Annotated in this window: 29 protein-coding genes, 7 pseudogenes and 1 other annotated feature; of the genes and pseudogenes, 34 read left to right on the forward strand and 2 right to left on the reverse strand. The window is 41.6% G+C overall.

The features are described 5' to 3' along the window. The first annotated feature begins 32 nt into the window (after nucleotides 1-32). From JCM19055_RS09410 to JCM19055_RS23460, 24 genes and pseudogenes are all read left to right on the forward strand, one after another. Nucleotides 33-614 (forward strand): nucleoside triphosphate pyrophosphatase, encoded by a 582-nt coding sequence (locus tag JCM19055_RS09410; protein WP_042359548.1) that lies wholly within the window; start codon nucleotides 33-35, stop codon nucleotides 612-614. Nucleotides 615-645: 31 nt separating this feature from the next. Next, a complete protein-coding gene (gene radC / locus JCM19055_RS09415; RefSeq protein ID WP_042359604.1) occupies nucleotides 646-1311 on the forward strand; it encodes a DNA repair protein RadC in 666 nt (221 codons plus the stop codon). A 312-nt stretch (nucleotides 1312-1623) separates the two neighbouring features. After that, on the forward strand, nucleotides 1624-2661 hold the full coding sequence (locus JCM19055_RS09420) for a rod shape-determining protein (RefSeq protein ID WP_042359549.1): 1038 nt from the start codon (nucleotides 1624-1626) through the stop codon (nucleotides 2659-2661). 149 nt (nucleotides 2662-2810) lie between these two features. Beyond that, entirely contained in the window at nucleotides 2811-3725 is a 915-nt protein-coding gene (gene mreC, locus JCM19055_RS09425; RefSeq protein ID WP_042359550.1) for a rod shape-determining protein MreC, read from the forward strand. Beyond that, on the forward strand, nucleotides 3725-4249 hold the full coding sequence (gene mreD, locus JCM19055_RS09430) for a rod shape-determining protein MreD (protein ID WP_042359551.1): 525 nt from the start codon (nucleotides 3725-3727) through the stop codon (nucleotides 4247-4249). The genes mreC and mreD overlap by 1 nt, the downstream gene beginning before the upstream one ends. A gap of 63 nt (nucleotides 4250-4312) precedes the next feature. Further along, complete coding sequence (locus JCM19055_RS23435) at nucleotides 4313-4606, forward strand: hypothetical protein (RefSeq protein ID WP_052366147.1); 294 nt, start codon at nucleotides 4313-4315, stop codon at nucleotides 4604-4606. Nucleotides 4607-4652: 46 nt separating this feature from the next. Then, nucleotides 4653-5012: pseudogene (locus JCM19055_RS23440) on the forward strand (septum site-determining protein MinC); the annotation flags it as partial. An 11-nt stretch (nucleotides 5013-5023) separates the two neighbouring features. Then, on the forward strand, nucleotides 5024-5830 hold the full coding sequence (gene minD / locus JCM19055_RS09440; protein ID WP_042359552.1) for a septum site-determining protein MinD: 807 nt from the start codon (nucleotides 5024-5026) through the stop codon (nucleotides 5828-5830). A 156-nt stretch (nucleotides 5831-5986) separates the two neighbouring features. Beyond that, nucleotides 5987-6799, forward strand: coding sequence for a M23 family metallopeptidase (locus JCM19055_RS09445; RefSeq protein ID WP_052366149.1), 813 nt, complete (start codon nucleotides 5987-5989; stop codon nucleotides 6797-6799). Beyond that, nucleotides 6792-7301 carry a M50 family metallopeptidase gene (locus JCM19055_RS23445; RefSeq protein WP_052366150.1) on the forward strand — a complete coding sequence of 170 codons (510 nt, stop codon included), beginning with the start codon at nucleotides 6792-6794 and terminating at the stop codon, nucleotides 7299-7301. Before JCM19055_RS09445 ends, JCM19055_RS23445 begins: the two co-directional genes overlap by 8 nt. Nucleotides 7302-7323: 22 nt before the next feature. Beyond that, nucleotides 7324-7671, forward strand: a complete 348-nt coding sequence (locus tag JCM19055_RS23450) for a hypothetical protein (RefSeq protein WP_265181989.1) — start codon at nucleotides 7324-7326, stop codon at nucleotides 7669-7671. 22 nt (nucleotides 7672-7693) lie between these two features. Further along, nucleotides 7694-7770: a sequence feature (ribosomal protein L21 leader region), on the forward strand. A 12-nt stretch (nucleotides 7771-7782) separates the two neighbouring features. Continuing rightward, nucleotides 7783-8090: pseudogene (rplU, locus tag JCM19055_RS09455) on the forward strand (50S ribosomal protein L21). An 8-nt stretch (nucleotides 8091-8098) separates the two neighbouring features. Continuing rightward, on the forward strand, nucleotides 8099-8458 hold the full coding sequence (locus tag JCM19055_RS09460; protein WP_042359553.1) for a ribosomal-processing cysteine protease Prp: 360 nt from the start codon (nucleotides 8099-8101) through the stop codon (nucleotides 8456-8458). Next, a pseudogene (gene rpmA / locus JCM19055_RS09465) lies at nucleotides 8452-8735 on the forward strand (50S ribosomal protein L27). Before JCM19055_RS09460 ends, rpmA begins: the two are co-directional and overlap by 7 nt. A gap of 291 nt (nucleotides 8736-9026) precedes the next feature. After that, nucleotides 9027-9971, forward strand: a complete 945-nt coding sequence (locus JCM19055_RS09470) for a phosphate ABC transporter substrate-binding protein (RefSeq protein ID WP_042359555.1) — start codon at nucleotides 9027-9029, stop codon at nucleotides 9969-9971. A 43-nt stretch (nucleotides 9972-10014) separates the two neighbouring features. After that, on the forward strand, nucleotides 10015-10944 hold the full coding sequence (gene pstC / locus JCM19055_RS09475) for a phosphate ABC transporter permease subunit PstC (protein WP_042359556.1): 930 nt from the start codon (nucleotides 10015-10017) through the stop codon (nucleotides 10942-10944). Continuing rightward, entirely contained in the window at nucleotides 10944-11831 is an 888-nt protein-coding gene (gene pstA / locus JCM19055_RS09480) for a phosphate ABC transporter permease PstA (protein ID WP_042359557.1), read from the forward strand. Before pstC ends, pstA begins: the two co-directional genes overlap by 1 nt. 21 nt (nucleotides 11832-11852) lie before the next feature. Beyond that, nucleotides 11853-12668 (forward strand): phosphate ABC transporter ATP-binding protein PstB, encoded by an 816-nt coding sequence (gene pstB, locus JCM19055_RS09485; RefSeq protein ID WP_052366152.1) that lies wholly within the window; start codon nucleotides 11853-11855, stop codon nucleotides 12666-12668. Between the two features lie 12 nt (nucleotides 12669-12680). Further along, nucleotides 12681-13459, forward strand: a pseudogene (gene pstB / locus JCM19055_RS09490) (phosphate ABC transporter ATP-binding protein PstB). 14 nt (nucleotides 13460-13473) lie between these two features. Then, nucleotides 13474-14109: a phosphate signaling complex protein PhoU gene (phoU, locus tag JCM19055_RS09495; protein WP_042359558.1), complete on the forward strand. Its 636-nt coding sequence runs from the start codon at nucleotides 13474-13476 to the stop codon at nucleotides 14107-14109. Between the two features lie 472 nt (nucleotides 14110-14581). Beyond that, nucleotides 14582-14728, forward strand: a complete 147-nt coding sequence (locus tag JCM19055_RS25375) for a YrzI family small protein (protein WP_152549467.1) — start codon at nucleotides 14582-14584, stop codon at nucleotides 14726-14728. Nucleotides 14729-14868: 140 nt separating this feature from the next. Next, complete coding sequence (locus JCM19055_RS09500) at nucleotides 14869-16698, forward strand: chemotaxis protein CheA (protein ID WP_052366153.1); 1830 nt, start codon at nucleotides 14869-14871, stop codon at nucleotides 16696-16698. After that, nucleotides 16667-16849, forward strand: coding sequence for a chemotaxis protein CheW (locus JCM19055_RS31575; RefSeq protein WP_052366154.1), 183 nt, complete (start codon nucleotides 16667-16669; stop codon nucleotides 16847-16849). Before JCM19055_RS09500 ends, JCM19055_RS31575 begins: the two co-directional genes overlap by 32 nt. Before the next feature lies 1 nt (nucleotide 16850). Beyond that, entirely contained in the window at nucleotides 16851-17267 is a 417-nt protein-coding gene (locus JCM19055_RS23460; RefSeq protein WP_193745378.1) for a chemotaxis protein CheW, read from the forward strand. On the opposite strand, the gene JCM19055_RS09510 is transcribed toward JCM19055_RS23460, so the two are convergent. Next, nucleotides 17246-17581, reverse strand: a complete 336-nt coding sequence (locus tag JCM19055_RS09510; RefSeq protein ID WP_042359559.1) for a hypothetical protein — start codon at nucleotides 17579-17581, stop codon at nucleotides 17246-17248. The genes JCM19055_RS23460 and JCM19055_RS09510 overlap by 22 nt on opposite strands. Nucleotides 17582-17682: 101 nt before the next feature. Between JCM19055_RS09510 and JCM19055_RS09515 the strand changes: the two genes are divergently transcribed. The 3 genes and pseudogenes from JCM19055_RS09515 to JCM19055_RS23480 all read left to right on the forward strand — a co-directional run bounded on the left by JCM19055_RS09515 (nucleotide 17683) and on the right by JCM19055_RS23480 (nucleotide 19757). Further along, on the forward strand, nucleotides 17683-18477 hold the full coding sequence (locus JCM19055_RS09515; RefSeq protein WP_042359560.1) for a polysaccharide deacetylase family protein: 795 nt from the start codon (nucleotides 17683-17685) through the stop codon (nucleotides 18475-18477). Between the two features lie 356 nt (nucleotides 18478-18833). Beyond that, nucleotides 18834-19543 (forward strand): annotated as a pseudogene (locus JCM19055_RS23470) (FtsW/RodA/SpoVE family cell cycle protein). Continuing rightward, on the forward strand, nucleotides 19518-19757 hold the full coding sequence (locus tag JCM19055_RS23480; protein ID WP_265181990.1) for an FtsW/RodA/SpoVE family cell cycle protein: 240 nt from the start codon (nucleotides 19518-19520) through the stop codon (nucleotides 19755-19757). The pseudogene JCM19055_RS23470 and the gene JCM19055_RS23480 overlap by 26 nt, the downstream one beginning before the upstream one ends. A 38-nt stretch (nucleotides 19758-19795) precedes the next feature. On the opposite strand, the pseudogene JCM19055_RS09525 reads toward JCM19055_RS23480, so the two are convergent. Then, a pseudogene (locus JCM19055_RS09525) lies at nucleotides 19796-20245 on the reverse strand (DUF4064 domain-containing protein); the annotation flags it as partial. A gap of 236 nt (nucleotides 20246-20481) precedes the next feature. On the opposite strand from JCM19055_RS09525, the gene JCM19055_RS09530 reads away from it, so the two are divergent. The 7 genes and pseudogenes from JCM19055_RS09530 (at nucleotide 20482) to JCM19055_RS29185 (ending at nucleotide 24711) form a co-directional block, all read left to right on the forward strand. Next, on the forward strand, nucleotides 20482-20904 hold the full coding sequence (locus JCM19055_RS09530) for an organic hydroperoxide resistance protein (RefSeq protein WP_042359561.1): 423 nt from the start codon (nucleotides 20482-20484) through the stop codon (nucleotides 20902-20904). 206 nt (nucleotides 20905-21110) lie between these two features. Beyond that, complete coding sequence (locus tag JCM19055_RS09535; RefSeq protein ID WP_042359562.1) at nucleotides 21111-21473, forward strand: hypothetical protein; 363 nt, start codon at nucleotides 21111-21113, stop codon at nucleotides 21471-21473. 77 nt (nucleotides 21474-21550) lie between these two features. Next, nucleotides 21551-22222 (forward strand): SWIM zinc finger domain-containing protein, encoded by a 672-nt coding sequence (locus tag JCM19055_RS09540; RefSeq protein ID WP_042359563.1) that lies wholly within the window; start codon nucleotides 21551-21553, stop codon nucleotides 22220-22222. Continuing rightward, nucleotides 22191-22691 (forward strand): SNF2 helicase associated domain-containing protein, encoded by a 501-nt coding sequence (locus tag JCM19055_RS09545; protein WP_265181991.1) that lies wholly within the window; start codon nucleotides 22191-22193, stop codon nucleotides 22689-22691. Before JCM19055_RS09540 ends, JCM19055_RS09545 begins: the two co-directional genes overlap by 32 nt. Further along, nucleotides 22666-23394, forward strand: a complete 729-nt coding sequence (locus JCM19055_RS23485) for an SNF2 helicase associated domain-containing protein (protein WP_193745379.1) — start codon at nucleotides 22666-22668, stop codon at nucleotides 23392-23394. Before JCM19055_RS09545 ends, JCM19055_RS23485 begins: the two co-directional genes overlap by 26 nt. Beyond that, nucleotides 23391-24111 (forward strand): annotated as a pseudogene (locus JCM19055_RS23490) (DEAD/DEAH box helicase); the annotation flags it as partial. The gene JCM19055_RS23485 and the pseudogene JCM19055_RS23490, both read left to right, overlap by 4 nt. A 63-nt stretch (nucleotides 24112-24174) precedes the next feature. Continuing rightward, a complete protein-coding gene (locus tag JCM19055_RS29185) occupies nucleotides 24175-24711 on the forward strand; it encodes a C-terminal helicase domain-containing protein (RefSeq protein ID WP_265182003.1) in 537 nt (178 codons plus the stop codon). Nucleotides 24712-24848 lie beyond the last annotated feature (137 nt).

The raw sequence follows: 24848 nt of genomic DNA on the forward strand, positions 1-24848 counted from the left end.
GCTGAGATAATAGAAAGAAAAAGGAGTACAAGATGAAGTTAATTCTTGCCTCGAAGTCACCAAGAAGAATTCAATTGCTTGAAGAAATGGGCTACGAATTTGAGATCCGTACGCGTAGTGTAAAAGAATGTTTTGATGATACATCTTCTTCAAACGAAAAAGCGGTTCGGTTAGCGAAAGAAAAAGCGGTTGCCCAGCGAGATGCGTTAAAAGAAAACGAAGTGATTCTGACTGCTGATACGATTGTTGACGGTGGCAAAATGCTCGGGAAACCAAAAACGAAAGAAGAAGCAAAACAAATGTTACGCACATTGTCAGGCAGTACACACCGTGTTGTGACAGGTGTATACATTGGAAGCTTCTTAACACATGTGCAATTTAGTGTGGAGACGATTGTGCATTTCAAACTATTAACAGAAGTAGAAGTAAACCATTACACGAATACGAAAGAACCTTACGATAAAGCTGGGGCCTATGGAATCAATGGATATGCCGCGTTGTTCATTGATCGAATTGAAGGCGATTATTATAACGTAGTAGGACTCCCGCTTTCACGTGTATACAAGGAACTACAAACGTTTGGCGTTGTACCAACGTGGGCACAAGACGAGTAAAAAAAGAGGTGTTGTGTTGCATCTTCCAATCATGAACATGCCGAATGACGAGCGCCCTCGTGAGCGCTTACTACTAGAAGGTGCTGATAAGCTTTCGAATGTAGAGTTGTTAGCAATCCTCCTTAGAACAGGTAGTCGACAAGAGTCAGTAATAGAACTTAGTCAACGAATTTTAACGGCATTTGGTGGATTGTTACCATTGAAGGAAGCGACTTTGGAAGAGTTACAAGCGATCAAAGGGATCGGTCGGGTAAAAGCGATTGAAATCCGTGCAGTATTGGAACTTGGTAAACGAATTCATACGACAAGTGACAAAAGTCGTGTGATTATTAGTAGTCCAAATGACGCTGTAGATCTTGTGATGGAAGATTTGCGGTTCTTAAAGCAAGAGCATTTCGTGGCAATCTACTTAAATACGAAAAATCAAGTCATTCACAAACAGACGTTGTTCATTGGCTCTCTCAACAGTTCCATCGTTCACCCTAGAGAAGTGTTTAAAGAGGCGATTCGTCGCTCTGCTGCATCGGTCATTGCCCTACACAATCATCCTTCAGGCGACCCTGAGCCGAGTGAAGAAGATAAAGCTGTCACAAGGCGACTGTTTGAATGTGGCCAATTATTAGGAATTGAATTGCTTGATCACATCGTCATTGGTGATCATAAATACGTAAGTTTACGTGAATTGGAAGTTATCTAATATAACCCGCCCTTTTTGCTATCGAAAAGGGCGGGTTATTTGTTACGATAGATAAAGTATTCGCAAACAAAGTTGCAAAAGTCCTGTAAATGACCTTGCATAATGACAATGTTTGTGACGAATTGAGGAAATTTGCGAAAGCAATTTTTTTCAACTATGTTTTTAGAGTAAAGTTGCGTATAATAAGTAAGGGAAATTTAGATAGTTTAATTGCTTTGCTTCGCGTTGAAGTGCTTTTTTTTAGTGAAAATGTAACGAACTGAAAATAAAAAACGATTAAGTATAGTGAAGGTAATGAAGGGAGATACATAGATGTTTGGTGGTTTTTCAAAGGATTTAGGCATTGACTTAGGAACTGCAAATACACTCGTATACGTAAAAGGAAAAGGGGTTGTCGTCCGAGAACCTTCGGTTGTGGCAACAAGATCGGACAATCAACAAATTGAAGCGGTAGGAAACGACGCAAAGAATATGATCGGTCGTACGCCTGGGAATATTGTCGCAATTCGCCCGATGAAAGACGGTGTAATTGCTGATTTTGATACAACAGCAACGATGATGAAATACTTCATTCGACAAGCACAAAAGAATCGTTCAATCTTCACTCGTAAACCAAATGTCATGGTATGTGTGCCATCTGGAATTACAGCGGTTGAAAAGCGTGCCGTTGAGGATGCGACAAAACAAGCAGGTGCTCGTGAAGCTTATACAATTGAAGAGCCGTTTGCAGCAGCAATTGGTGCGGACTTACCTGTTTGGGAACCAACAGGTAGTATGGTTGTAGACATCGGTGGAGGTACGACTGAAGTTGCCATTATTTCTTTAGGCGGTATTGTTACGAGCCAATCAATCCGTGTTGCAGGTGATGAGATGGATGAGTCGATCATCCAATACATTAAGAAGTCATACAACCTGATGATTGGAGAGCGTACGTCTGAAGCACTTAAGATGGAAATCGGTTCTGCTGAGAAGCAAGAAGAGATGGAATCAATGGATATTCGCGGTCGTGACCTTGTTACTGGACTTCCAAAAACGATCTCAATCGATGCAGATGAAGTAGCACAAGCATTAGAAGATACAATTACAACCATTATTGAGACGGTTAAATCAACACTAGAACGTACGCCACCTGAACTTGCGGCAGACATTATGGACCGTGGAATTGTACTCACAGGAGGCGGGGCGCTTTTAGAAGGCCTAGATAAGCGTCTTGGTGAAGAGACGAACATGCCAGTCCTAGTGGCAGAAGAACCGTTGGATTGCGTAGCACTTGGAACAGGTCGAGCACTTGAGAATTTGCACTTGTTCAGATCAAGAGCAGGAATCACAGCTCGTTCTAACCGTAAATAAAACGAGTAACGCAATTGGTAATGCATTTCTAAGACTGAGACATTCGTCACATCGACGGATGTCTACGTCTATTCAGGATTGATTGAAACAGTTACTATAGTGAACGGAGCATGGGTTTGCTCTAGTTGCGAGAGTAGAAGGTGTCTTGCATGCCCCATTTTTTTTCTAACAAACGATTAATTTTACTTATGGTCGGCATCATTATTCTCGTTATTTTAGTTGGTCTTACGATGAGAGAACGTGAGCAGGCGACCATTCCTGAACAAATCATGCGTGATTCTGTTGGTGTTGTACAATCTGTGTTTCAACGTCCGGCTTATTTTGTTCGGGATATTTATGATGATTTTGTTAATATCTTAAACGTTCATGAAGAAAACGAACGACTAAAAGGTCAATTGAATGACTATGCGATGTTACGTTCTGAAGTAGATGGATTACGCGAAGAGAACGATAGTTTAACAAGCCTTTATGAAGGCATGGAAAGTTTGAGTTCATTTGATACGATTCCAGCACTTGTCATTGATCGTCAGCCAGATCGATGGACAGAAACGATTGGTATTAACCGAGGAACGCAACACGGTGTCGAAACGGACATGGCGGTCATCACCGAAGAAGGTTTAATTGGTAGGGTTCAATATACGAGTGCGTTCACATCACAAGTTCAACTATTGAGTGATGGAGAACGAACAAATCGGGTGTCTGCTAAAGTGAGCTCGGAAGAAGGCGACCCGGCTGTCGGTTTTATTGAAGGTTGGGACGTGGACCAAGATCTTCTTGTTTTACAAAAAGTAGACTCAGAAAATGAATTAGAGCCAGGACAGTTTGTTAGTACTTCTGGACTTGGGGGTCTCTTTCCTGCTGACTTACCGATTGGTGAGATTGTAGACGTACAAGTCGATGAATACGGGTTAACACAAAATGCGTACATCGAGCCGTCTGCGGACTTTTTCCACTTGAATCATGTCCTAGTGATTGAACGTAATGTTGATAATATTGAAGGGATTCAAGAAGAGTTTCTACAACAAGAAGAGGAAGAAGATGAAAGCGAAGGGAGTGACGATTAATGCGTTACTTGCTTCCTGCTTTTGTCGCATTCTTCTTCATCATTGAAGGAACTTGGTTTCAAGTCTTCTTCCCGCCGTCTACGGAACAAGATTTACATTGGGTGCCACGATTTGCGTTCGTCACGGTCATTTTAATCTCGATCTATCGTGGCTCACGTTCGGGGATCTTTTATGGAATGGGTCTTGGACTGTTTCAAGATGTCGTTTATTCAACGGTCATTGGTATTTACACGTTTTCGTATGCACTCGTTGGGTACATGGCAGGGTTTAATTTTCGTGCAGTCCAATCAAGGCCATTTGTCGTATTGCTCATTGTTGTTGTGGCTGTGGCGTCGTTAGAATCATTAATCTATCTAATGTACACGTGGACTGGAATTGCTCAAGTGACATTCGAAGAGTTTGCTGCAACCCGTTTACTGCCCTCGGTTGTTTTAAATGGGGCGTTTGGGATATTACTCATACTCCCACTTCGTAAATTCTTCTTAATGCTCGAAGATCGCGATCGTCAGCAGGAGAACGTATAATAAATGTTGAATTAGTTACGGATGAACTCTGTAGTCTAATGGAAACTAGGTCGGGGTGAGACGGTGAAAACAAGCGTTCAAAAGCAAAACGTAACGATAAAAGGAACGAAGGACGGAATCATCATACACCTGAATGATCAATGCGGTTATGATGCGATGATTACTGAACTCAAATCGAAATTGACGGAGAACCATTCCGCTTTCGATCCGAATAAAGATGTATCGGTGCGTGTTCATTTAGGTAAGCGATACTTAGAACAAGAGCAGCAGCGTGAAATTCAACAAATCATTGAAGAGTCCGGAGCGATTGTTGTTGATGAGCTAATTAGCGAAGTGATGACGAAAAAAAGAAGCTAAAAAGCAACAAGAACAACAAGAATTAACGACATTTACTCGACTCGTACGCTCTGGACAAGTACTTAGGGTGAAAGGTGACTTGCTAATTCTTGGAGATGTGAATCCTGGTGGAGCTGTAGAAGCTGCAGGAGACGTTTACGTTTTAGGTGCATTAAAAGGAATTGCAAGAGCGGGTATTGATGGCAATGAAAACGCGATCGTAGCGGCATCTGTGATGGTGCCGTCTCAAATTACGATTGCCGATCGGTTGTATCTTACCGAAGCCACACGTGCAGAGCGTTCAATAGAAATGAAGAAAACTGAACCGAAGTACGCGTGTATCGAACATCAAGAAGAAGACATTGTTTTTCACGCAATGAGCGGACTTGCTGCTTTTAGACGTGATCGCAAAAATGAAATGGATTAGGAGGATATGCTGTGGGAGAAGCAATTGTTATAACATCCGGGAAAGGCGGCGTTGGCAAAACAACAACGTCAGCAAATATTGGAACAGCATTGGCACTACAAGGAAAACAAGTGTGCCTCCTCGACACAGATATTGGACTACGTAATTTAGATGTTGTGATGGGGCTTGAGAATCGTATTATTTATGACCTTGTGGATGTGCTTGAAGGGAAATGTGAAGTACGACAAGCGTTAATTCGTGATAAGCGGTTTAATTGCTTGCATTTGTTGCCAGCTGCACAAACGAAGGACAAATCATCGGTCACACCAGAGCAAATGAAACAAGTCGTAGATGAATTAAAGCCAGATTACGATTATTTAATTATTGATTGCCCTGCAGGGATCGAACAAGGGTTTCGCAATGCCATTGCCGGTGCAGATCGAGCGATCGTTGTCACAACACCAGATATTCCTTCTGTTCGAGATGCAGACCGAGTCACTGGCCTAGTTGAACAAGAATTAGATAAGCCAATGCTTATCGTCAACCGGGTTCGTAAAGCTTCTAAAACAAGTGAAAGTGAAGATCTACTCGATGTTGATGATGTTGTAGATACACTCTCATTGGATTTATTAGGTGTTGTTTTTGAGGATGAGAATGTTTTAAAGGCTTCTCATCGTGGTGAACCTGTAGCTACCACTCCAAATACCTCTGCTTCACTTGCGTACCGAAACATCGCAAGAAGAATTCTTGGAGAGTCTGTGCCTTTGTTGTCACAACAACAAAAGTTAGGCTTCTTTGCAAAATTAAAATCACTGTTTGGCTTACGAGCGAACTCATAAATTTTGTCTGCTGGGAACTATTCTCAGCAGATTTTTTTATGGTTGTTTTCAACTAGAGTCATTAAATCTAAGGATTTGCTCCATCAGTTAACATATCTAGCTTCCATCCTTCATACGTTTAATTAAATGTACAAGCGTTAGGAATGGAGGTAAGACATGGGTGATCAATTAGATCGAATTCGAAAAGAGGCAGAAAAGAAAAGAAAAAGAGAAACAACGGTTCAAAAAGCACAAGAACCTAAAAAAAATAATGAAAAAGAGTTACCGCTTTATTCGTATTATCCGAGTCGTGAGGAGATGAATGAGCACGAGCCTGAGTTTTATATGTGGCGCAATGAAGAAATTTCAGAAGCGAAACAGAAGAAAAAAGAGAAGGTAAAGCAACGTTTTTTTATTCAATGGGTAGCAGCACTCGGGTTGTTTTTAATTACTGCGATTGTTGTTCAAGCCGACCACCCTTCACTTAACGAAACGAAACAAACGGCTTTATCACTCTATCAAGATGAGTTTCAATTTGCAGCAGTATCTTCATGGTATGAAGAACAATTTGGTCACCCGCTCGCACTACTTCCTGCAAACCCGAACGTAACAAACGAAGACCCTTCATTCGATGGATATGCGATGCCAGCGGCAGGTGAAATTCAAGTGACGGAAAGCTTTTCTGAAAATGGGCAAGCCATTGTTGTTGAAACGATGGAAAATGCAGCGGTCACAGCGGTGAGACCTGGTGTTGTTATACGGGCAGGTGAGAATGAAGGGTTCGGCCAAACGATTGTCATCCAACATGAAGACGGTACAGAAGCGATGTACGGGTCTTTACAGACGATTGATGTCCACGTTTATGATCACGTTGCGGTTGGAGACTCCATCGGAACCGTATCAAGCGATAACGGTGGTGGCCAGTTTATGTTCGGGTTACGTAGTGATGATGAGTTTATTGACCCGAGTGAAGTGATGACATTTGATTGATGTTTTCAAACGGATTCGCATACACCCACTGTTTTGGGTCGTCATTGGTCTTGGGGTGGCTACGGGTTATTTTCGTGAGTTAATCATGCTCTTTAGCATTATTTTCTGTCATGAACTCGGTCATGCGCTTGCAGCAAAGTATTTTGGATGGCGGATTGTTAAAGTGGAATTGCTACCGTTTGGGGGCGTATTAGAAACTGAAGAATATGGCAATCGGCCTTTCCGTGAAGAGTTTATTGTCACGCTTTCTGGACCAGTGCAGCATTTACATCTAATGCTGCTTTCTTACTTTGCCTACTCTTATTTACCGTTTTGGTCCTATGCGGATCATTCGCTTTTTATTTTGCACAACCTTACGATTTTGTTGTTCAATTTATTGCCGATTTTACCTCTGGATGGTGGACGCATGATGCAATTAGCGCTTGCGAAATTTTCACCGTATCGACTCGCTTTGAAACAGTCGCTTTACTTGTCTTTAAGTTTTTTTAGTCGTATGTGCTAGCGTCACAGTGATTTATTTTCCGATGCATTTACAGTTGTGGTTCGTACTTAGCTTCTTGCTACTTGCAAACGTGTTAGAGTGGAAGCAACAACCGTTTGGTTATCAACGTTTTCTGTTGGAACGAGTACGGAAACAACGTTCACCAAAAGGTCAAATCGTTCGTTACGTCTCTCAAAGCATGCCGATTCAAGAAGCGTTAAAACGGCTCTATAAAGAAAAGCAAACGATTTACATGATCAAAGAAAAAGGGATACAAATTGAAGAGCACGATCTGTTGCGCTATTGGTACAATGATTATCGGAGTGAAATGTCGATTGGAGAAGGGATTATTACCCTTATGATGATTGACAGTAGCGCATCGGTATGGTAACATTTTTATGTTGTTTGGAACCCCCAAACTACAACCGCACAGAAGGGGTACGAAGTTCACATTTGTTGAACACCTTGGATGGCGAGTCTTAGAAATCGGGAGGTGCAGTACATGTACGCAATTATTGAAACAGGCGGAAAGCAAATCAAGGTAGAAGAAGGTCAAACGATCTTCATCGAGAAGCTTATTGAAGACGCTGGTGAAACAGTATCGTTTGACCGTGTTATTTTGTAGGTGGAGACGATACGAAAGTAGGAGCTCCTTACGTTGAAGGCGCGAAAGTAACTGGAACTGTTGAGAAGCAAGGTAAAAACAAGAAGGTTATGATCTACAAGTTTAAGCGTCGTAAAGGATATCGTCGTAAGCAAGGACACCGTCAACCTTACACGAAAGTTAAGATTGACAGCATCACTGTCTAAGTAGAACGATGATTGAATTAACGATTCATCGAAATCATAAAGATCGTACAGTAGTCTCGTTTGAATTAAGTGGTCATGCGAACGCAGCCGAATACGGTGAAGATATCGTTTGTGCTGGTGTCTCTGCTGTAGCAATTGGAGCCGTTAATTCCATTGCAACGCTATGTGACACCCCATTGGACGTTAAGACGGCAGGTGATGAAGGTGGCTACATTTATGCAGCTATTCCATCGACTTGGTCAGGACGAACGTTTGAAGATGGACAACTTCTTCTTGAAGGCATGGTCATTGCGCTTAAAGATATCGAAGCTGCGTACGGGGACTTTATAAATGTTACGGAAATCGTGGGAGGTGCAGACAAATGCTAAACATGAACCTACAATTTTTCGCTCAGAAAAAGGGGTAGGGAGCACGAAGAACGGTCGTGATTCCATTTCAAAACGCCTTGGTACAAAGCGTGGCGATGGCCAACACGTATCAGGCGGCTCAATCCTTGTCCGTCAACGCGGAACAAAGATCTACCCAGGAACGAACGTTGGTAAAGGTGGAGACGATACTCTCTTCGCTAAAATCGACGGCGTTGTTAGATTCGAGCGTCTTGGTAAAAAGAAAAAGCAAGTAAGTGTTTATCCTAAAGAAGCATAAGCACTTAAAAAGAACTCCTTAATGGGGTTCTTTTTTTTGTTTAATAGAGAAGTTTAATATGACGGTTTGCTATATTTCTAAATTCTTGACCTTGCTTTGATCTAGAATTTTGTTATTGATTAACAATTAAAGTGTTGCTACATAGAGGAAAGAACGATAAATCGCCTGAAACCCCGGAATAACCTTTACAAAGCTTTAATGTTTTTTTACATATCATCCATTTCTCCTCAACATCCAATCGCTATAGTAAGGCTGTAAAGATCAATAAGCCTTGTAGGGGGAAGAGAAACGATGAAAAAGAAAGCTCTATTTGCATTCTCAGGACTTATGCTAACATTTGCACTTGTCGCATGTAACGGTGACGAAGAAAGTAATGAAACGGTTGATGAAGCAGCAAGCGGAGGTAGCGACACTGATGCAGAGACAGATACAGAAGCAAGTGCAGCTACTAGCGGTACAGTAACACTTGCAGGATCAAGCGCAATGCAACCACTTATTGGAGCAGCTGCAGAGATTTACATGGAAGAAGTAAATACAGAAGCTGATATCCAAGTACAAGCGGGTGGCTCTGGAGCAGGGCTAAGTCAAGTTTCTCAAGGACAAGTTGATATTGGAAATTCGGATTTATTTGCTGAAGAAGAAGACAACATCCCACATGAAGACCTTGTTGATCACCGAGTAGCAGTCGTTGGTATGGGAGCTGTTGCGAACCCAGGAGTGGGTGTTGACGATTTAACGCAAGATGAACTGATTGATGTATGGACTGGCGAAGTAACAAACTGGTCTGAAGTTGGTGGAGAAGACGTTGATATTACACTCGTAAACCGCCCAGATTCATCAGGTACGAGAGCTACGTTCGTTGATTATGCATTAGAAGGTGCTGAACCTGCTGAAGGAATCACGGAAGACTCTTCAAACACCGTTCGTCAAATCGTAGCAGATACTGAAGGTGCAATTGGTTATCTTGCCTTCTCTCACATTGACGACAGTGTCGCAGCATTAAGTATTGATGGTGTAGAGCCAAATGCAGAAAATGTTCAAGCTGGGGAGTTCCCAATTTGGGCGTACCAACACTCGTATACAAATGGTGAGCCAGACGGTCTCGTTAAGGAATTTTTAGATTACCTTCTTTCAGAAGAGATTCAAAGCACGTTAATCCCTGAGCAAGGTTACATTTCTGTAACTGAAATGCAAGTTGAACGGGATGCTGAAGGCAACGAAACGCCTGTAGAGTAAAGATCAAGCAATGGGGTTAAGGTAGAAATTCTGATTAGAACAGGTGGTATATCGTATGGATCAGGGGCGAGCAAGTGAGCGATTACTCACCCAGCGAAAAGGGCAAAAGCGTCAATCAGAACGTAAAGGTAAAATTATCGTTTATACAGCAGCAACGATAACGATTGTTGCAACCCTCGCGGTTACATTCTTTCTAACTCAGCGCGGGTTGCAATCGTTCTTTGTAAGTGGCATCAATCCTTTAGAATTTTTCACATCAGCAAACTGGAATCCTTCAGGCGCTGACCCGAGTTATGGAGCATTAGCATTTATCTTCGGTTCCCTTGCGGTAACCTTATTGTCTGCCATTATCGTTGCACCTCTTGGAATTGGTACGGCAATATTTATGACAGAAATTGCTCCACGTTGGGGTAAGCGTATTTTACAACCGGTGATTGAAATACTCGTAGGAATTCCATCGGTCGTGTACGGCTATATTGGTTTGACCGTACTCGTTCCGTGGATTCGTGATACGTTTGGCGGCTCAGGCTATAGTTTAATCGCAGGGGTTGTTGTTGTATCGGTCATGATTCTTCCGACGGTTACAACGTTATCTGCAGATAGCCTTAAAAGCTTACCAGATGGTCTTAGAGATTCCTCTTACGCTCTTGGAGCTACGAGATGGCAAACAATTCGTCGTGTCCTACTACCAGCGGCGATCCCAGGATTACTCACCGCGGTCATTCTAGGAATGGCTCGTGCCATCGGTGAAGCACTGGCGATTCAGATGGTAATCGGAAACACACGAATTATACCTGACTCACTATTAGATCCAGCAGCTACGATGACGACGATTATCACGCTGAACATGGGCCATACAACGTTTGGAAGTGCAGAGAACAATGTGCTTTGGACGCTCGGACTATTGCTCATGGTGATGTCTTATATCCTCGTCTTAACTGTTCGGTATCTGGCTTCAAGGAGGAAAGTGTAATGCAGCGTAGAAAGCTAGCAGACAAAACTGCGACCGTTGTACTGACAATGTTTGCTGCCATCATCGTCATTATTTTAACCGCGTTACTTGGTTACGTTTTATCACTTGGAATTCAACAAGTAAACTGGGACTTTTTAACGTCAAAATCAAGTTCATTTAGAGCAGGCGGGGGAATCCAAGATCAACTGTTCAATTCCTTCTACATCTTGCTTTGGACGATGATTTTCACAATTCCACTCGGTTTAGCTGGTGGGATTTATATGGCCGAATATGCAAAAGACAATCGCATTACGGCATTTATTCGTATCTGTATTGAAACATTAGCATCGTTACCGTCGATCGTACTTGGAATGTTTGGTTTACTCATCTTCGTTAATGCGACGGGAATGGGGTATAGCATTCTAGCAGGTGCGTTAACATTAACCATTTTCAACTTACCAATTATGATTCGTACGTGTGAAAATGCTTTGAGAGCCGTTCCCCTTGAATTAAAAGAAGGTGGGTTAGCGCTAGGCTATACTCATTGGCGTACGATTACTACAGTACTTTTACCGAGTGCATTTCCGTCAATTTTAACAGGTATTATCCTATCATGCGGTCTTGTATTCGGAGAAGCTGCAGCACTCTTATACAGTGCGGGGATGACAACACCGAAGCTCGATTTTGGAAACTGGAACCCATTTGCTTCAGATTCACCACTTAACATTATGCGACCAGCTGAAACGTTATCGGTTCACATTTGGAAAGTAAACTCAGAAGGAATTATTCCAGACTTAAGAGATGTTGCTGATGGTGGTGCGGCAGTTCTAGTAACCGTCATTCTCATCTTTAACATTAGTGCTCGGGTATTTGGAAGCTGGCTTCATAAGAAGTTAACGGCAAAATAAGCCTTTAAAGGAGGAAAAGTCATGCAAGCGGTATTAGAACGCGAGTTAGTTGAACAGCAGTGGCCAAAAGAGCAACAAGAGGTGGATCTCTGTCTAGATGTTACGGACCTTTCGATTTTCTACGGCCCGAAACAAGCGGTTATGAATGTATCCATGCCGATTAAACGCCATAGCATTACCGCATTAATCGGTCCTTCTGGTTGTGGGAAGTCAACGTTTCTTCGTTCAATCAACCGAATGAATGACGGCATTAAAGGCTTTAAAGCTGAAGGAAATATTCTTTATGATGATGTAAATTTATTAGATGCCAATGTTGATCCGGTCGCCCTGCGTAAAGAAATTGGAATGGTGTTTCAGCGTCCGAATCCTTTTCCAAATTCAATCTTAAAGAACCTTACGCTTCCGTTAAAAGAACATGGGCTTAAGTCGAAGGCGAAACGAGAAGAATACGCAGAAACATATTTAAAGCAAGTCGGTTTATGGGATGAAGTGAAAGACCGTCTACATGAATCTGCTCTAAGTTTGTCTGGTGGTCAGCAGCAACGACTTTGTATTGCTCGTACACTAGCGATTCAACCATCCGTTCTTCTGCTTGATGAGCCAGCGTCAGCATTGGACCCCATTGCAACGGCAAAGATTGAAGAACTTCTCTTAAAGCTAAAAGAAAAGTACACGATTGTGCTAGTGACACACAACTTGCAACAAGCGGCACGAGTCGCTGACGATACGGCATTCTTTTATCAAGGAGAAATTGTCGAGTTTACTGATACGAAGACATTTTTCCAAAGCCCGAAAGAAAAGCGTAGTGAAGATTATATTTCTGGTCGTTTTGGCTAAAATCCAGGGGGAATCGCAATGACAACAGGAACGTTACAAGGCTTCGCTTATCGAATTGAAGATTTACGTATTTCATATGGAGATCATCAAGTCATTCACGGGATTGATTTAACGATTGAGAAGAACGAAGTAACTGCGTTAATTGGTCCTTCTGGTTGCGGGAAGTCGACATTTTTGAAAGCCTTGAACGGGATGGTACGCACAACATCAAATGCTACGTGGAGCGGCACGATTGAATGGAACGGGAAGAATATGATTCAAGAAAATGTCGATCCACTAGAGTTGCGTCAAAAGGTTGGCATGGTGTTCCAAAAGCCAAAGCCATTCCCGAAGTCGATTTATGAAAACGTCGCTTTTGGACCAAAGATTCATGGTGTAAAGAAAAAAAGACATCCCAGAAATCGTTGAGCAAACGCTACGAGATGCGTATTTGTTTGATGAAGTAAAGGATCGCTTACATGAATCTGCACTTGGACTCTCAGGTGGACAACAACAGAGGCTGTGTATCGCTCGGGCACTTGCGACATCACCTGATATTTTGCTTATGGACGAACCGACATCTGCACTAGATCCTCTTTCTACAATTGCAGTAGAGGAACTCATTCTCAAATTAAAGGAGAAATACACGGTCGTACTCGTCACACATCAAATGGAACAAGCAGCTAGAATATCGGATTCCACCGCTTTTTTTCCTTATGGGTGAGCTCATTGAATTTAATCGTACAGACGCGTTATTTCAAAATCCAAAGTCCCAGCAAACGGAAGATTACATTACTGGTCGTTTCGGGTAAAAGGAGAGAATGATATGCAAAGATCAATGTTAGCTGAGAAAGTTGCACATTTGCACCGTGAGTTGCATCAGATGGGTATGGAATCGCTTCAATCTTTAAAGTCAACGTTAATTGCGATTGATGATGAAGACATGGAGCGATCCAAGCAAGTGATTGAACGAGATGCGACAATTAATCAATATGAACTTTCAATAAATGATGCGATTGTAGAAGTACTCGTCACGCAACAACCGGTCGCTACTGATTTACGCACATTAACCGCAATGATGAAAGTGACCGCTGACTATGAACGACTTGGTGATTTATCTGTAGAAATCGCCAAGTCTAATTTACATCGCGCACCGTTTCATTTTAGTGACTATGAAAAAGGCATTTTACTTGAAATGGGTGAATATTGTATTGCGATGGCAGAAGAAGCGATGGAAGCCTTTCATGACCTCGATCTTGAACGAGTTGTGCGAATCGAGCAGAGCGACGTCGTAGTAGATGATTTGTACGGTAGAGCGATTCGTGAGTTCATCTTAAATGGTCATGATGAACGTGCAGTGATCCAACTCGCTTACATTGCTCGATCATTGGAACGCATTGGAGACCATTGCACGAATATTGCCGAGCAAGTGATGTACGTGAAAAAAAGGTGTACACTTTGATCTAAATCGTCCGACAATTGTGTAAAAATATGGTGTAAAGCAAAAAGGCTTTACAACTAGAACGTTCTGGAATATAATAAATTCAGAAAATAATGAAAGGGTGAGCACACATGACAACGCTAATGAAGAACAGTCAACAATTGAATAAGCAAGTTGTATGTGTGTGGAATCCGTTCAATCGTAGTATGTGCTAATTGCTTAGTACGTTTAATACCATTGATTACGTATGCTGTGACCTCACGCAGAAATGTTGTGGGGTCTTTTTGTGTTCATTTTGCTTCTAAAAATGTAAGTCGAAGCGTACACTCACTTTCGTGTGAAACGTTCATTTGAACGTTTTCATATACAACAACTTATGACTTGAAAGGAGGCACCACCCGATGACAAAGAGCTTTATCAAACTGACAATGGGCAAAACAAATGAGGACAGATCGCCGTAGAAAATGAACGTTGAGAGGAGGCGGAGTTGACGATGCGCTTTCATTTATTACTCATTACTGTAACAATTAAGCGACGCTTCTACTCAGAAGACGAAACGAAACGTGCTTACAGAGAACAGAAAATTGAAGAGCAGTTCCAACAACATAGAGATCAGATTTATCGCCGATACTTTATGTAAGAAAGAGCTCCAGGTGAACACCGTTGTTCATCTGGGGCTCTTTTCGTGAGAAAAGAATGCGAATAACGTTTATCTATCAACTATCGTTTAGGTAAACCGATATAAGAACTAAGTAGTAATTACCGCAATGAGGTGAACGGATGGCTCAACATGAGTATTTACATTTATTTATAGAAGAAAGCTTTGAACATTTGCAAAATGTGCAACAGCATTTATTGGCACTTGAGCAAGAAGAAGAGGTTCTGCTACATATTGAAGAGATCTTCCGCTCTGCCCATACGTTAAAAGGTATGGCAGCGACGATGGAATATAAAACGATTACTGAGCTCACCCACACGATGGAGAACGTTCTTGACGGTTTACGCAAAGAAGAGCTATCGTTGCAGCCAGCAATGATCGATGTGTTATTCCAAGCAGCGGATGCTTTAGAAGAAATGGTTCGCGATATTGAACGAGGAGAAGAAAATGATCGCGACGTCTCAACAATCGTCTTGCAGTTAGAACAGATGACAAAGCATCCAACATCTTCAATGGAATCCGCGGCTGTGGCTTCTATGGAGATTGATTACTTTCCATTTGAGAGAACGGTTATTGAACAGGCAGTCACGACGGGGCTGAACGTCTATGAAATTACGGTAACGTTTGAAGCGAGCGCAGTACTTAAAGCTGTTCGTGCTTTCATGGTCGTCCAAAAGCTTGATGAATATGGGGAAATGGTAAAATCGATCCCGAGTGCTGAAGACATTGAAAACGATCAATTCGATCAGTCAATTACGCTCGTCTATGTGACGGATACTGCGGCAGGAACGTTGCAAAACGAAGTGGAGCGAATTTCTGAAATTGAGCACGTTCTCATTCAACCTGTACAATTGACAAAGACACAACAAAAAGAAGCGCGTAGTAGTCAAAAAGAAAAGAAGCAAGAAGAAAAGGTAGAACTCACAAAGACTGTTCGAATCAATACGGATCGTATGGAGCTATTAATGAATTTATTTGAGGAATTTGTAATTGAGCGTGGACAGCTCGAACAAGTGGCACATACAATCAACCATCCAGATTTAACGAGTAGCGTAGATCGGATTAAACGTACGTCTTCACAACTACAAGAAGTGATTTTATCGATGCGTATGATGACCGTGGAGCGCGTGTTTAATCGTTTTCCGAGCATGATTCGAAAGTTATCGAAGGAATTAGGGAAAGACGTCGTTATTGACATTTCCGGTCAAGATACTGAGCTAGATCGTTCGATTATTGATGAAATTGGAGATCCGCTCGTTCATTTATTAAGAAATGCGATTGATCACGGCATTGAGACACCGAGCGTGAGAAAGCAAGTCGGTAAACCTGAGAAGGGCCGCGTCACACTTGAGGCGTATCATCGAGGAAATCATGTCTATATTGATATTGGTGATGACGGTGCTGGAATTAATCGAGAACGTGTCATGAAAAAAGCGATTGAAAACAACTTAATTAGTGAAAGTGATGCAGCATCTCGTTCTGATTTTGATTTATTTCAATTGTTATTTGCACCTGGATTTAGTACTGCTAAAGAAGTAACAGATGTCTCAGGACGTGGTGTAGGTTTAGATGTTGTAAAACAGACCTTTGAACAACTAGGCGGTAAAATTATCATTCAAAGTGAAGAAGGCAAAGGTTCTACGTTTTCTATTCAATTGCCATTAACGTTATCGATTATGGACGTATTACTCATTCAGTGTGAAGAGGAGATCTATGGAATACCGACTTCTCAGCTCATTGAGACCGCTATTGCACCACATGAAGACAAGATCGTCATGCAAGGACAAGTAATGTTGCAATATCGCGGACAAATTATACCCGTCATTGAGCTAAAAGAAGCGTTCCAAGTTCCTATTCAACCGAAGGCTGCTGAAGAAGCCCATTTCGAAGATACATTTACGTCTTATCTGATCGTTAAGCATGGTAAAAAAAGCAGCTGCAATCGCCGTTGATCATTTTATCGGTCAACAAGATGTTGTCATTAAGCCACTCGGAAAACGATTATCCACTGTACGAGGCATTAGTGGAGCGACAATCTTAGGTAACGGTACGATTGCTTTCATTATTGATGCTACGCAATTGCTTGAAGAAAGAGGTCGATAAGGTGAAGTTGCTGCAATTTATAATGGGTGGAGAACAATACGTCGTCGATGTGTTAGCGATCCACTCCGTTGAAAAGATTCAAGACATAACGAGAGTACCAAATGCGCCAGAAGGCGTTATTGGAGTGATCAACGTCCGAGGATTGATGACAACAATCGTTGATGTGAGAGGGAATCAGTCAGAGGAAACGAATGCATATACGAAAGATACTCGGATCGTTTTAATTGAAGATCAAAACGATCCGTTAGGCTTTATCGTCGATCAAACGAGTAATGTGTTTACGATTGAAGATCAGTTGTATCATCAAGCGCTTGAAGCTAATGAACAACAAGAGAATCGTCAATATAGCTGTGGCGTCATGTACATCCATGAACAATGGTATACGATTTTTGATTATCAATCGTTATTTCGTTCATAGAGTGGCTTTCGGAAAAGAATATCGATGCCAAACGTTGTTAACCAGATGATGAAGAGGACTAAAATAATAAGATAATACTCATCAACGATAATGAGTGTAAGGATGATTACAAGTCCATTTGCTGCCCAGCTGTTATAAAACCAAAAGTTTGAGACTTTCTTAAACCATAACACGTAGATGACGAGCGAAAGTGTGATAAGGTGTGCAGAGATGAGTATGAGTGAGATCGACGCTAAAGGAACGTAATAAAGCGTGATAGTAATTGCTGCTAGTATGTATACGACTAAAAATACAATTCGGTCTCTCGTTTCCATTAAAAGTCCTCCTTTTTTTTCTTTTTTTTACCAAATCGTACATATTATTGGTATGAAATCACAAGACTATAAAAAAGTATCTTGTGAAAGGAAGAAGAGATGTGCGGACGATCCATTGGTTATTAGCGATATGTTTAGTATTCGTTCCTTCCGTTGCGTTAGCGGAAACAGACGATGTTCCTCCATTACAAGGAGGAAGCGAAGAAGATGAAAGAGATCCAGATCCGTTAACGTTCACCCAATTAAAACAATCGTTTCCTGATTCATTCTACTACATGGGCGACCCGAGTTCACAGCAAATCGCCCTTACGTTCGATGACGGTCCTGATCCTAGACATACAACGCAAGTATTAGAAGTACTTGAAAAGTACGACGTCCCTGCGACGTTTTTCGTGCTAGGATCAAGGGCAGAAGCATACCCAGAACTGCTAACGACGATCGATGAACAAGGACATGACATTGGATCGCATACGTTTTGGCACCCGAATTTAACGGATGATGAAGAGTCCGACGATTTGATCGGTCAACTTGATTGGGAAGTAACTCAGACCGAGGAAGTTATTGATGAGATTGTTGGTTATCGCCCGCGCCTCTTCCGTGCACCATATGGAGGTTTGAACATCGAGTTGATGGAACGCCTCGTTGCATTGGACAACGTTGCCATCGGTTGGGATGCTGATTCTAATGATTGGCGACAAATCCCAGCGGAAGAGATTGTGAAGATCTTAAGAGAAGAGATTTCACCTGGCAGCATTGTGCTCATGCATGACGGTGGCAACTGGGATCAGACGATTACATCAGCACAGGCGTTAGACATATTGATTCCTGAACTACAATCAGAAGGCTATGAGTTCGTAACCATTTCTGATATGCTTGATATTGACCGAGCAAAATAATCGTTTAAACCGAATGCGTGTGACGCATTCGGTTTTCCATGTGATTATAGGGAAAATCGGTCGTATACGGACGCTTTTAAATCGTGTATGATGTAGAAATGAAAGTTGTTTTCAGGGGATGAAGATATGAAACCATATCAAAGTTACGAAAAGCAATACGACATCAATATGATGTTCGTTCTGTTTATTTTTGCTGTATTAAGTTGCTTGTACATTTATTTGGCTTCAGGTAATACAACGACAGTAGTAATGCAAGCAATCTTTTTTGTAGTTGCTTTTGCAATAGCGGTTGTTGTGATGCATTTTGACTTTGAATATTATTTGAACTTGCACTGGGTTTTTTTTATGGATTTGGTTTGTTTCTGTTAATTGTTCTCGCACTCTCGCCAGAATGGCTAGCACCTGAGCGACAAGGGGCGACGCGTTGGTTTAACTTACGAGTCATTAACTTGCAACCCTCAGAATTTATGAAAGTCTTCATCATCGTAACGTTAAGTGCGATCGTGTACAAACATAACAATGAATGGACACCGAAGGAATTAAAGTCAGATCTATGGCTCCTAGCTAAAATGGGACTCGTTATTCTTCCGCCAATTCTGTTGTTGCAACAGCAACCAGATATGGGAATGGTCATGATGATGCTCGCCATTACTGTCGGTTTGACGCTCGTATCAGGAATGAGTTACAAACTCCTCGGCCTACTATACGGAATTCCAGCTGCTATTGGTGCGTCGTTCGTTATTGCTTATTTCCGCTTTCCGGATTTCGTGCAGACGTATTTCTTCAACCATATTGCACCGTATCAAGTGAATCGTTTTCACGGTTGGTTAAGGCCATTAGAGAACCCAGATCAAGCTATCAAGTTGCTCAAGCAATGACGGCCATCGGTTCAGGTGGGCTAACGGGAGACAATGAACATAACGTTTACGTACCTGAGGCACATACGGACTTTATTTTCTCGATTGTCGGACGAGAAACAGGCTTTTTAGGGTCTGCACTCGTCATTACGATGTTTTTTTATTCTTTTCTACCAGATTATGATGACAGCCATTCGTACCCATCATAGTTTTGGAACGTATTTATGCTCAGGAGTCATTGCATTGTTTACGTTTCAAGTGTTTCAAAACATCGGGATGAATGTTGGTATTTTGCCAGTTACTGGATTTACATTACCGTTTATGAGTTATGGTGGTAGTTCATTACTTAGCTCAATGCTTGCGATTGGGATTGTGCTCGGTGTTCGCTATCATTCAAAAAGCTATGTATTCGAAGAAAAATAAATCCCTTGACCAGATGGTCAAGGGATTTTCTTTAGGTTTTAAGGTTGTGGATCTGGATTTGGTTCGTCATTGACAGTAACTTGCGGTTTACGTGCTAAACACATAATTCCTGCAATGATTAACAAAACTGATTGAATTAATGTCGTACCGACTGTGAGTAGTAACATACCACCACCTGCAACAAGTAAAAGAATGCCGGCAGTTTTAGCGTTTTTCGTAATCTTAATAGCGCCAATAATACCGAGGACAGTTCCGATGACCATAACAATGACAGCGAACCACGTTAGACCAACAAACGTACTGCCCATCATACCAAACATGTCAGCAGCCATTTGTGCGTCTTCGCCAGTGAATGCTGGATCGTTTTCGAGTTCATTCATCATTTGTTGCTCGAAGTCGCCACCTAAGGAAGAAAGTCCAATTGCCAAAAACCCTACTACGACTACCATTAAAATATTGATACCATTACCGATCCAACTGAGTATTTTTTTCCCCTGTTCGTTTCAACTTGCATCACCTTTCTTATGTTCGAGGTAAAGATTCTATCTTCTATACCCGTAATCCATACATGAAAAAACATATGTATCCAAATAGTATACTATGATTATAAATCGAAAAGCAGAAACTAAACAAATTTGTAATATGAGGTTTAAGGATGTGCGTAAACGTAAACATATAAAGTAGAACAACTTTTAACAATACAGCAATCGGAGGCGAACGAACGATGGCAGATAAAGTATTCACAACGAGCGCAACAGCAGTAGGCGGACGTGAAGGACAAGTTAAATCAGACAACGGTGTGATTGAAGTTCAATTGTCGATGCCTAAAGGTGACGATATCCCAAGTGATGCATCAAATCCTGAGCAATTGTTCGCATCAGGCTATGCGTCTTGCTTTGATGGTGCTTTAAATTTAATGGCTAGTAAAAGCAAAGAAGAAATCGAATCTGAAACGAAAGCTGAAGTGAGCTTACTAAAGGATCCGAATGATGGTGGATTTCAATTGGGCGTTGCTTTGCACGTGTCAATTAAGGGTGTCGATCAGTCGAAAGCCGAAGAACTCGTAGAAAAGGCTCATGAATTTTGCCCGTACTCGAAAGCGACGAGAGGCAATATTGATGTTTCATTGAACGTTACAGCCCAATAAGACAACGAAAAAGTACAAGTGGACAACGTCTACTTGTACTTTTTTCGTTGTTCTTACCTGAATCCTACTTTAGTATCGATGACTTATGAAGGGATTTCAGTTATTATAAGTTTAAGTATAAACAGGTTCGAAAGTAGACATTCTAAATATGTACAAACCCACTGCATTTCATTGAAGTGCTCTGTAAGGGAGGGGTTCTTATTTCTATGAGTACGATTGCAAAAGAGTCCGTCTGGTTGTTAGAGTCGTTAAGGTTAAACACCGTACGTAAACCTGATATAGAATGCAACATCTGCGGCAAACCAATCGAGCGTCATTATTTGAAGCTAGGGACGAGGCGCGGCTGTTACTACTGCTTGTTGAAATTTCTCAACCATACGAAGTTTGATAACTACCGTATGAAAGTAAAGAATGACCCAGCGAATCCAGGTATTGATACGGTTTTACTCATGGCGGATTTACGCTTTATCATTCAGAAACGTTCCATTGCGAGTCTTGTTAGGGATGATAGAAAAAAAGAAGATGATCATGTATTGCATGATCTCGTAGAGACATATAAATCTCAGTAACTGTTTGAAGAGCACAGGCTTATGAAGTTGTCATAAGCGTGTGTTTTTGTTCGTTATTGTTGGAAAGGAAGTTCACGATGATTCAGAGCATTGAACAATTTGTTCATACATTTGCAAGGCCCGAGACAATTCAACGTGCGAAAACGTATCATCGCCAAGGAAATGTACGTAAATTATTAAGTGATCGAAAAGGCGAGTGGAAAGCGGTCGTACTCGGGCATGAGATTTATGACGTTCATTTTACGATTGAAAATGACTTACCAAAAACGTATTCATGCACATGTCCTGCATATGAAGCATACCCAGGCTTGTGCAAACATTTGATTGCTTGTTTGTATGAATATGAAAACAGGCAAGCGCCAGCGAAAGAAGCACCTCCAAAAGAACAAAAAGGAGAACGAGACGTTAATCGTTTGATTGATTCTTTTGCTGATTTGTTTGAAGTAGAAGCAACGGCTGAAAAGGAAGAGTTGTTGATCGAGTACGTCGTACACGTGCATCCTGCAAAAATGTTTGTCGGATCTGGTTTTGTCGAAATTGAATTAAAGGTCGGCATTGATCGCACATACGTCGTATTTGATTTACTCAAATGGCTAGAAGCGCTCGAAGAGCAGCGAACGTATTTCTTTACGAAAAACTTTTCATATAATCCTGATGAACATAAGCTCTCAGACGAAGATCAAGAAAAAAATGGACCTGTTATTAACGATTGTCCGAATGAGAGAAGACGATGTGAGCTTTCGTGGTGAAAGACGCTTGTTCGTTCCTGGTCCCGCTTTTTCCTCGTTACTATCGAATATCAATACAACACAACTTTCACTCGTCATCCACCAAAATACGAAACCAATTAAATACATTCATTTCCCTGACGAACGGAATACGCCTCTACAAATTTCTGTCATGAAGACGGACTCTGGAGGAATGTTGCTTCATTGGACAAATATGGAGACGAGTTACTTTCTCGGAAGCGATTATCGAGCCATTCTTACTGAAGATACGTTGTATATCTTGTCTGAGGAACAAAACCTCGTCTTTGTGAAGTTCTTTCACCGAATGCAAAGAGAAGAAGGGAAGCTGCACATTCCACACCGTTTGTTTGAGCAGTTTTATTCGTACGTGTTGTTACAGCTAAAGAAAGTTGCAAAGGTTGTTATTGAGCCTGAAGTCGAACAAAAAAATTCAGCAACACGACTTGAAAGCGACATTGTATGTGGATGAAGTGAACGAGCAACTAAATGCCAAGCTGCATTTCAGCTACGGAGAGCACACCTTTAATCCACATGAAGAGCAAGTCACAAACGATGATTATTATCAAATTCGCGATATAAAACAAGAAAATCAAGTGATGGCAGCAATTGAACAAGTTCCTTTCACGTACAATGAGCGAGGGTTAACGATTCGTGGAGAAGATGAGATGGCGCATTTTCTGCTATTCGATTTAAATGAGCTTGCTAAATCGATGGACATCAATGTGAGTGAAAATGTGCAGGAGCGTATTTACACGCCAGCTGAGATGCCGACGGTTGAAGTGAATTACAATCAACAACATGATTGGTTAGATATTAACTTCCAGTTCTCTGGCTTAAATGAGGAGGAAAGTATCGGCCTCCTCAAAGCGATGCGTGAAAAGCGCTCTTTTGTACAATTGAACAACGGACAATATGTCAACTTAACGCGCGATGAATTGAAAAACATGAGTGATGTTCTCGATCAACTCGGTCGCGAACATTTGGAGTCCACATCCGTTCAGGCGCCACTATACCATGCATTTCAATTAAATGAAGAAGCAGCTGTTACGATCTCAGATAAAGTGAGCCGTTGCATTCAAGATATCGAATCACCGAAAGATTTGAACGTGACGGTACCCACTAATTTAGAGACGATTATGCGCGACTACCAAAAACCGGTTTTCAATGGATGACAGCTTTATCAAAGTATGGATTTGGTGGCATACTCGCAGATGATATGGGGTTAGGGAAGACGATTCAGACAATCGCTTATTTGGCAAAGCAGTATGAAGGGCGACAAGAAGGGAAATCATTAATTATTTCTCCTGCTTCGCTCGTTTACAATTGGCAAAGAGAGATTGAGCGTTTTGCCCCCCAACTTGATGTTGTCATTATTGATGGAAACAAAGAAGAGCGAAAGAAAAAACTCACACAAGATGCGCAGTTGTTCATTACATCGTATCCTTTAATGCAGCGTGATGAAGAATTGTATGCTCCAGTCGTTTTTGATCATTTAGTACTTGATGAAGCACAGCACTTAAAGAATGAACAAGCGAAAACGACGAAAGTCGTACGGTCATTGCGGAAACGACAAGCGTTTGCGTTAAGTGGAACGCCAGTAGAGAACAAAAAAAGAAGAGCTCTATTCGATCTTCTCGATCGTGATGCCAGAGTTATTCGGTTCGAAGCGGAAGTTCTCAGATTTAGATAACCGTGCTGTTCATCGACGAATCAAGCCGTTTTTATTACGAAGATTAAAGACAGAAGTATTAAAAGAGCTACCAGAAAAACAAGAGATTATTCAATACACCGAACTGAGTGAGCTTCAAAAGCAGCTGTACGTCACTCAAGTTGAGCAGATTTCATCACACTTATCGAGGGCAGTGAAAGAAAATGCTTTCCAGGAGGAACGTTTTCACATTCTTGCTGGTTTAACGAAGCTCCGGCAAATTTGCTGTCACCCGGGACTTGTCATGCAAGAAGAAGGTGGCAGGTCAGGGAAGCTTGACTTTTTACTCGATTATGTAGAACAAGGAATCGCTTCAGGCAAACGTATGGTCATCTTTTCGCAGTTTACGTCAATGCTTGCAATTATTAGAAAGCAGTTTGACGAGCGCAAGTATGGTTATCATTATTTAGATGGCAGTACACCTGTTGCGGATCGTTTATCGTTGACACAACAATTTAATGAAGGAGAGCACTCGTTGTTTCTCATTTCCTTAAAAGCTGGCGGGACGGGATTAAACTTAACGGGTGGCGATACAGTAATTTTATACGATTTATGGTGGAATCCAGCGGTTGAAGAACAAGCTGCGGATCGTGTTCATCGCTTTGGTCAGACAAAGCAAGTAGATATCGTTCGACTCGTCACTACTGGAACCATTGAAGAGAAAATCGCGGCACTTCAACAAGATAAGAAATCATTGATTGATGATTTGATTCAACCAGGTGAAACATTAATTCAATCGATGAATCCTGAGGAGTTGCACCAATTAATATCGTTCAACTAGATGGTGGCTTCAAAGCCAAACGGAGTTAGTGTGCATAGAAGCTATGTGTGACATTCCGCAGGTCATAAGACTGATGGAAGTAAGAAAGTTTCTCGTTTGTGAGCAGTTGTAGTGAGAATGAATGACTTTAGACGAGT

Origin of the sequence: Geomicrobium sp. JCM 19055 (assembly GCF_000698185.1) — a bacterium.
GTDB classification, from domain to species: Bacteria; Bacillota; Bacilli; order Bacillales; family Marinococcaceae; genus Geomicrobium_A; species Geomicrobium_A sediminis.